The sequence below is a fragment of the Staphylococcus sp. FSL K6-3157 genome, from assembly GCF_038005145.1.
GTDB lineage: Bacteria > Bacillota > Bacilli > Staphylococcales > Staphylococcaceae > Staphylococcus > Staphylococcus equorum.
The window spans coordinates 23396-29992 of sequence record NZ_JBBOSM010000002.1 but is presented as its reverse complement, the minus strand read 5'-3'; the positions used below and the strand labels follow the sequence as shown (position 1 = coordinate 29992).

The following is a 6597-nucleotide window of genomic DNA, read 5'->3' as shown; positions in this document are numbered from 1 at the left end:
AATAAAAACCTCATTTCCATTTATTTTGGGATTGAGGTAATAAAACAATTTTTACGAAAGTTACATGTTTTGTGCTTGCACTTAGATGACTAGATATATATAATACAAGTATCAAAAAAATATATAAACAAACGAATGCAAATCGTTTTATTACCGAGAGCCGATGCTACGCCAATAGCATTGGCTCTTTTAATATTCATAAAATAATATTAACACTTTTAAACCTGTATATAAAGCGTTTTAAGAATAGTTAGAATTATTCTATAACCTCAAAATACTACCTATAATATTTTTAGTGCCTAATTAGGTAGTTATAATACTGTATAGGTATCTAATTAGGCATTTAGGTGCTAAATTAGCCACTAAACCTAGGTGGTAAAAGATGAAAAAAACTTCGTTAGGTGGTAAAATTTAGGTACCTAATTTAGTACCTAAGGATGGATGTTATGAAAACTATTAAAATGGTTGCTGATGAACTGAATGTAACCAAACAAACTATTGTTAATAATGCTAAAAACTTAAATGTTTCTTTTAAAAAAGAAAACGGTGTTAATTATATTAATAATGATGATTACTTGAGAATTATAGAAAAAATAACTAAAAAAGAAAATACGATAGAAAATAGGGAAACTGTTAAAAAAGAAGACTTTAATAAAAAATATCCAGAAGTTGAAAATACAGTATATAGCAATATTGATAGTTCTGATACACTAAAAACAAAAGTGAATGAATTAGAAAAACAAATAGAAATATTCGAAACTAGAGCTAAAAATGATGAAAAATATATTGGAAGTCTGACTAAACAATTAGACCAACAGAATAGCAATGTTAATACATTGAATAAACTATTGGAGAATCAACAAATTTTAGCTTTGGAAAGTAATAAAAAAATTCAAAAGCTAGAACATCAATTAGAAGAAGAACGACAGCTTAATTATTCTTTTGATACAACGACTAATGATAGACAAAACGTCAATGCGCAAGAAGCAACTTTTACTAAAGAATCTCCAAATATCAACCAACAACAAGAAGAAAATGAGCCATCAGAAACAGAAGTGGAACATACAGATATATCTGAAGAGAAAAAGATTGAAAGTATAAAAGAAGATGAATTCCAAAAGAATGATAAACCATCTGAAGAAATCAAGAGTGATCCTGGTAATAGGGAAGAGGAAGCACCTAAAAAGGGGTTTTGGAGCCGGTTTTTTGGTAGCTAATATAATTAATTAGGCACTAAAAGGTTATAACCTTTTAGTGCCTTTTTTATATAGTGATAACTTCTGATAATCATCTGTTATGTTAATTCTATATAGGGTCCTTTGTATTTTAAGCGTTAATGAAAATTTCTGAAAATTAATTTCTTTGCTTCTTTGTTTATATTATAATAGATTATATTATCTATAAAAAGGAGCGACAACCATGAGTAACCTTCTATCATTTTTAGCAATAGTAATTGTTATAACGATTGTCCCTGGCCCTGATTTTTTTGTTGTTATGAAAAATACCATTGCTTATGGGAAAAGGGCGGCGGTATTGCTGTATTAGGTAGTGCCACTGCGCATATCATTTACATATCTTTATCAGTTGCTGGCCTTATTATTTTACTCACTAATTTTTACTTTATTTTCCAAACAATTAAAATTTTAGGTATTATTTATTTAATTTACTTGGGTATTTCTAGTATTATTTCTGGTTTCAAAAAAGATGATATTAACCAGTTATATACGGTAGATTTTGACGGTAATAACAAAAACCATAAATTAATTTCTTATAGACAAGGTTTTCTAAGTACTTTATTAAATCCAAAAGCAATACTTTTTCTTCTACACACAAGGGAGACATTTATATAATTGGTGATTATCCAAAAGAGATATTAAACGAGACTACTTTATTGAAAAAAGAGTCTCTTAATCGTTTCAAAATGATATGCTCCTTTCAAAGTAGACACCTAAAAAGTGGAATTTTGGAGGGAGCATTTTTATGAGCAGAAAACCTATACAATTTTAGTAATGGCTGATGACCACGGGTTTATAGAAATATATTATCTGGCCCTTCTTTTGTCATTTCTACTAATTCATCTACAGTATACGTATAATTATTTTTTTGCCATTGCTTTAATACTTCAATAATTCCACTACTGTAAAAATCGCATAACAATTGCGGATGTTTTGAATGACGTATTTTGATAGACAGCACATCATTATTTGTCGAAGATTGTTCTTTCAGAAGCTTGCTGCCTATTTGGTTCAAAGCGTTAAAAATATCCACTTGGCGTGATGATATAGCTAAATGCTTGAATAATTTTTTATTAGCATCAACATAATATATTAACGCCTCAAAAATAGAATCGCAACGTGTAGCTTGTACTTCCTTATATAACAGTTCTGTTATATGCTGAGTTACGTGATATAGTAAATTATACTTATCCTCAAAATAGCGATAAAATGTACTACGATTAATATCAGATTCTTCGCAGATTTTCTGAACTGTTAATTGGTCAAAGTCAATTTCATGCAATAAATCAAAGCAAGTTTGAATGATATGTTGAACTGTTCTTTTTTGTGCAGAAGTATACACTGTAAAACCTCCTTTACGATTACCTAATTTCATATAGTTATATTAATTTACAGAGTAACTTATCACAAATATATTGCACTTTTCGTCTTTGTTACTTCATTTATTAAATACCAAACAGCCTGTTAATCAACTTTTTTAAATACATTTTAAAAGAGAGATATAAATCCAACTAAAAAGGTAACTATACTGATTAATCAGTATAGTTACCTTATCAATTTCTTAACGCTCATTATGGATAACAAGTTTTAAATCATATTTACTGCTGAATACCTTCAAGCCATTTATCTTTCTTGCTTTCATGACCATCAACATATTCTTCAGCTACTTTTTGTGGGTCTTCTTTATCTACGTATATGCGTTTAGACAACTTATTTTCATCTTCTTCATTCCAGTCATCAGCAATACGCGTAGCTATTTTATAAGCAGCAGGATGTTCATCCTTAAAGTTTTTATTAAAAACTAAATTGATATGTTCATCACCACTACCATAAACTTTATCTGGATCTTTTAGCATTTTTAAGTCCATTTCTTCAAATATCCAATGTGGTTTTGCTCCAGTGAAAATAATCGGTTCTTGTTTTTTATATTTTTTCTGTAATTCTGACAACATTTCTTCATCAGAAGATTTATTAAGATTCCAATCATTAAAATCGTCATCTTGTAGAGCTTCGTTAGTCTCTTTCATTACACCGTTTCGGTCGTCTGTTCCTGTAATGTTCCAATCAACGGATTTACCTAAATCTTTATTATCTTTTAAATCGTCAATTGAATCTACATCGTCCATATACTTGGGAACAGCTAATGATACTTTAGCTTTGTCGATTAAGTTTTTCTTATCGTATACTTCTAAATTGCTATATTGATTTAAATAACTTTTATCCGTTGAAGGGAAAATGCCTGAAGCATTAAAAGTATTAGCATTTTCAGAAGTTGTAGCATACATAGGACCACTAGCAGGCATTGGTGTTGTTATCACTTCATATCCTGCATCTTTTAAAACTTCAGCTATAACTAATGAACGCGCTGCTGAATTATCACCTTTATAAGGGATTTCAATCTCTTTACCTCCTAATTCAGTAGAACTATCGCTCTTTGAACCCCCGTTACCACAAGCACTTAATAATACCGCAAGCAGTAAAGTTACAACTAGTCCTAGGGATTTCATAATTTTCTTTTTAAACATTCTTAATAACCTCCTTTACTTATCATTACCGTCGCTTTGGTCACCTTGATTATTGTTTTTGTCGTAAATAGAATGATTATTTTCTTTTGCGTAAAGCATAAGAGCATTAAATAGTAATGTTTGATCTGTTGAATTATATGATAAATCTTTATATAGATTTTCAGTTTTTTCCTCTATGTTTTGAGGATGTTTATTTACTTCTTTGTTGTTTTGACCATCATGATTTCTATTATCAATGTATGAATAAGTGGAGTTAGGAGACGAATATTCCGAAATATATGATTCATCTGTATCTTCTTCATTTTGATCATAACTTTGATTGTTAGAATGCTTGTCAAATGATGCATTATTTTCACTTCGTGTTAGATGTGATTCGTTGTTGACCTCATCATTAGTCATTGTTCTTCCTCTAGCTTTTTCATTAGAATTTGATGCTGGTTGCCCACTTTCATTTTCTGTATCTTCTTGTAAACCGTGGCCTTCAACATCAATTTTAGGTAAAATGCGGTCTAACCATTTTGGTAAATACCATGAAGCTCGGCCAAATAATTTTGTAAGCGCAGGAATTAGAGTCATACGTACAATAAAGGCGTCAAAAAGTACGCCAAATCCTAAAGATATACCCATTGCTTTAACTGTTATATCATCTTGAAATACGAAAGCAATAAATACACTAAACATAATTAACGCTGCAGCTACTATAACAGGACCACTTTCTTTAACACCTACTTTAATTGAATGCTCATTATCACCTGTCTTACTGTATTCTTCATGAATACGTGACATTAAGAACAGCTCATAGTCGATGGCTAAACCAAAAAGCAGACCTATGGTTATAACAGGTAAAAATGCAAGTATTGGACCTGTGGCACTAATACCGAACAAACCACTTAAAAACCCTTCCTGCATAACTAAAGTTGTAAATCCTAATGTTGCAGCTAATGATAAGACAAAACCTAGTACTGCTTTTAATGGAATAATTATTGAACGGAACACAAACATTAATAAAACAAATGCTAGTGCTACAATAACTCCGGCAAATACAGGAATCGCATCATTCAATTTCTTAGACATGTCTATGTTGATAACGCTTTGTCCAGAAATTTCAGTATTAAAGTCATAATTATCTTGGGCTTGTTTGTTATAATCGCGTAAATCATAAACTAAGTCGTTTGTTGAAACTGCATTAGGTCCTTCTTCAGGAATTACAGATAACAACGCGTAATTTTTATTACTTGATAATTGCGGGCTAGATACAGTGTCTACATTATCGTAATCTTCTAAATCTTTACGTGTATTATCCAAATTACGTTCAACTGTCTTCTCACTACCGCTATCTTTTGTATTAACGAGCATGACGATTTGCCCATTATAGCCCTCACCAAACTCATCAGAAATGATTTTATCTGCTTTATATTGCGTTGAATCTGTAGGTTTCATACTATCACCAGGCATGCCTAGACGCATGTTGCTTATAGGTATGATGGCTAAACCTAAAATAACTAAACTTGCGATAATAGCTAGAACAGGTTTGCCAACGACAAATTTAGACCATGGTGTATCAACGTTTCCATACTTAGATGTTTCCTTTGATTTTATTTTGATACGCTTATGGAAAATACTAATAAATGCTGGTAATAATGTTAATGATGCTAGAACAGCAAACAGTACACTAATTGCTGCAGAAAAGCCCATAACAGTTAAGAAATCGATGCCTACAAGAGAAAGGCCACAAACAGCCATAATTACCGTTACACCAGCAAAGATAACGGCACTGCCTGCAGTTCCGACAGCCATACCGATTGCTTTAATATAATCTTTTTCCGTTTTAGCTATTTCTTTATATCTAAATAAGATAAACAGTGAGTAGTCAATACCTACGGCAAGACCAATCATCACAGATAGTATTAATGCAAAATTGGGTATATCAAATACGTATGTGAGTAATCCAATAACCCCTACACTAGAGCCTAGTCCAATAACGGCGCTGATAATCGGCATACCTGCAGCTATTAATGAACCAAACGTTATAAGTAAAATAACAAATGCTACAATAATACCGATAACTTCAGCTGATGCTCCTATTTCTGCATCAAAAGGAGCTTGATTTGTCGTTTCAATTTGTAAATTATGTTTATCTTTTAAGTCATTTAATTCATTATCAACATTTTTTTTCGATGAATCTTTTAATGAATTTTGTGATACAACATAACTAATATCAGCAATTGCAGTATCCTTATCTTCATTTATTTGTTTGCTTTCATAAGGATTCGTGACGTTTAAAACGTCATCATCATCTTGTTTAATATTGTCTAATGCTTTTTCTATATCTTTTTTAGTATTATCGTCAGTTATTCCATCATCGGATTGCGAATGAAATACCATACGCATTGATGCCTTTTCACTGTCTTGGTGAAACTCCTTATTTATTTTCTCATTCGTATCAAGTGACTTTAATCCATTCATTTTTATATCACTATCAAATTTTGGTGCACTCAACATCAATGGTACAACGATCATTAATAGTAATATAATCCAAGCGATTACGCTCAACCACTTATTCTTAGCTATAAAGGTACCTAATTTATATAAAAGTTTTGCCAAGACCATTTCCTCCTAAACATGTTTTTTGCCCTTTAATCTAAGTGCAAATTGAATTTCGAACTCAGAAAAATCGCAAATAATCCCTCTATTTGCGAAAATTTTAATCAACTCGTATTCAGTGTTTGAATTGACAGGCCCTAATATATCAAGGTATATGATATAAAAACACCGATATTTCCATCGTTATGTTGCATAATGAAACAATATTAAAAAAATGTTTGAATTTAATGAAT

At 31.0% G+C, this 6597-nt stretch carries 5 protein-coding genes; 2 read left to right on the top strand and 3 right to left on the bottom strand.

The window, feature by feature from the left end; genetic code table 11:
- Nucleotides 1–446 precede the first annotated feature (446 nt).
- Complete coding sequence (locus tag MHB47_RS13455) at nucleotides 447–1217, top strand: DUF536 domain-containing protein (RefSeq protein ID WP_002512583.1); 771 nt, start codon at nucleotides 447–449, stop codon at nucleotides 1215–1217.
- 315 nt (nucleotides 1218–1532) lie between these two features.
- Nucleotides 1533–1850 carry a LysE family translocator gene (locus tag MHB47_RS13495; RefSeq protein WP_077460968.1) on the top strand — a complete coding sequence of 106 codons (318 nt, stop codon included), beginning with the start codon at nucleotides 1533–1535 and terminating at the stop codon, nucleotides 1848–1850.
- A 178-nt stretch (nucleotides 1851–2028) separates the two neighbouring features.
- Here MHB47_RS13495 and MHB47_RS13450 read toward each other — a convergent pair whose 3' ends face one another.
- The 3 genes from MHB47_RS13450 to MHB47_RS13440 all read right to left on the bottom strand — a co-directional run bounded on the left by MHB47_RS13450 (nucleotide 2029) and on the right by MHB47_RS13440 (nucleotide 6364).
- Nucleotides 2029–2577: a TetR/AcrR family transcriptional regulator gene (locus MHB47_RS13450; RefSeq protein ID WP_011304066.1), complete on the bottom strand. Its 549-nt coding sequence runs from the start codon at nucleotides 2575–2577 to the stop codon at nucleotides 2029–2031.
- A gap of 256 nt (nucleotides 2578–2833) precedes the next feature.
- Nucleotides 2834–3760, bottom strand: a complete 927-nt coding sequence (locus MHB47_RS13445; RefSeq protein ID WP_011304083.1) for a glycine betaine ABC transporter substrate-binding protein — start codon at nucleotides 3758–3760, stop codon at nucleotides 2834–2836.
- Between the two features lie 15 nt (nucleotides 3761–3775).
- Complete coding sequence (locus tag MHB47_RS13440) at nucleotides 3776–6364, bottom strand: MMPL family transporter (RefSeq protein ID WP_107510471.1); 2589 nt, start codon at nucleotides 6362–6364, stop codon at nucleotides 3776–3778.
- Nucleotides 6365–6597 lie beyond the last annotated feature (233 nt).

Bases quoted from the DNA above. Each gene is read 5' to 3' on its own strand.
- MHB47_RS13455 (WP_002512583.1), top strand. From the start codon at position 447: ATGAAAACTATTAAAATGGTTGCTGATGAACTGAATGTAACCAAACAA.
- MHB47_RS13445 (WP_011304083.1), bottom strand. From the start codon at position 3,760: ATGTTTAAAAAGAAAATTATGAAATCCCTAGGACTAGTTGTAACTTTA.